Genomic DNA, 2,001 nt, shown 5'->3' on the forward strand with positions numbered 1-2,001 from the left:
TTCCATATGTGAACCGGATAAGGTCGATCTCGCGAATTCTATTTTGGAAAAAGCCCGTTCTCTGGGAGTTCAGGTACACTTACCGGTAGACGTGGTCGCGGCGAATGATTTTAGTAATGAGGCTGAAACGCGAATAATGCCCGCCAGTACAATTGAGAAAGGATGGCAGGGACTGGATGCAGGACCAGAAACCCTTGCGTTGTTCAGGGAGGTAATATTGCAATCCAAAACCATTCTCTGGAATGGACCCGTGGGGGTTTTTGAAATGGAAACATTTTCAAAGGGAACCATTGAAGTCGGAAACGCAGTTGTAGAAGCTACCGAAAATGGGGCTTTTACACTGGTGGGCGGAGGAGACTCTGTCGCCGCGGTAAAACAGTTTGGCTTTCAGGACAAAGTAAGCTATGTCTCTACCGGGGGCGGGGCCATGCTGGAAAGTCTTGAAGGAAAAACGCTTCCAGGAATTGCGGCAATCATGGAAGAACCTAAACCTTAAGGGGTTAAGAACACTTTATAGTCAAAACCTTCGTTCTTACTAAGACGACAAATACATTTAATTTGGGTATTTTCAGCACTGTGAAATTGAGTCGGACAATAGGCCTTATTCTTACAGGAGCCCTGTTTGCAACCCAGGCAGGCATGGCTCAGGTGCAGGTGTCTGAGGACCTCCCCTCCGGCAGCGATAGTATTGTTCCACAATTTATCGATAATCCTGTAAAAGACCTGCAGGAGGTTATGCTCTCAGGAGCACAAGACACCTTAAACAGGGCGCTTAAGGATCATCCTGAAGCTGCAAAATTTGATAGTCTTTGGTTGGAGGAGCTCCGATTGTTCAGTAAGGGCTTTTCCGAAATGTATCAGGAAATACAGGATGTAGCTGCGGATTCTTTGAATATAAAAACCGATTCAATATCCACAGAATTATTGAAAGAGCGCCTGCGTTTGCTGGATGAGAAAACCCCTTTTAATATAAGTTACAATCCTTCTCTCGAAAGAGTCATAAAGCACTTCCTGACCCATAGAAGGGATTTAATGCAACGTATGCTTTCCTCCAGCGCATACTATTTCCCGTTATTTGAGGAAACGCTGGATAAATATAGCCTGCCGCTGGAATTGAAATACCTGTCTATTGTGGAGTCTGCACTTAATCCTACGGCAAAGTCCAGGGTTGGGGCGACCGGACTGTGGCAGTTTATGTACAGTACGGGGCGGATCTACGGACTCGATGTAAGCAGTTATGTGGATGAGCGCAGCGACCCGGTTTTAGCCACCGACGCCGCGAGCCGTTATCTCGCCAAACTTCACGATATTTTTAACGACTGGGACCTCGCTCTTGCAGCCTATAATTCAGGTCCCGGCAATGTAAATAAGGCCATCAGGCGTTCGGGGGGTTATGAGAATTACTGGAGTATTCGCGGGTTTCTGCCCCGGGAAACAGCGGGTTATGTACCAGCATTCCTGGCTACTATGTACATCTTTGAATACGCAGAAGAACACGGTCTAAAGCCTTCCGAATCTATCCGGCACGCCTTTGAAACGGATACGGTTATTGTTAAAGGGACCATTACTTTTGAGCAGGTAACTGAGATTACAGGGGTGCCTGAAGAAGAACTTAAAATTCTAAACCCTTCCTATAAACTGGGAATCATCCCCAGGATTACCGGAAAGGAGTATACCTTAAGGCTCCCATCGGCCTCCATAGGCCCATTTGTAGCGAATGAAGTAGCCTTGTATGAAAAAGTCAAAAAAGATCTCGAAGCCCGGGAGAAGGCACTTCCCAAATATGTCGAATCCAACGACCGTATCCGCTACCGGGTGCGCAGTGGGGATTATCTCGGAAAAATAGCGGAACGTTATGGTGTGGGAGTGAGTCAGATTAAGCGCTGGAACGGGTTGAAGTCCAATAATCTAAGGATAGGGCAGCGGCTCACCATATATCCCAGAAAGCCTGTTACCACCCAACCTTCAAAGCCCTCTAAGAATACGGTTGCGGCATCCCAA

General features: G+C 47.1%; 2 protein-coding genes. Both read left to right on the plus strand.

Annotated elements, in window-relative coordinates; genetic code table 11:
• On the plus strand, nt 1–496 hold a 496-nt coding region (gene pgk / locus WBV75_RS07545), incomplete at its 5' end, for a phosphoglycerate kinase (protein ID WP_424120019.1).
• A gap of 143 nt (nt 497–639) precedes the next feature.
• Nucleotides 640–2,001 (plus strand): transglycosylase SLT domain-containing protein (locus WBV75_RS07550; RefSeq protein ID WP_424120020.1); only part of this gene is annotated, 1,362 nt, incomplete at its 3' end.

It is taken from the genome of Robiginitalea sp., assembly GCF_049588695.1.
Taxonomy (GTDB): Bacteria; Bacteroidota; Bacteroidia; order Flavobacteriales; family Flavobacteriaceae; genus Robiginitalea.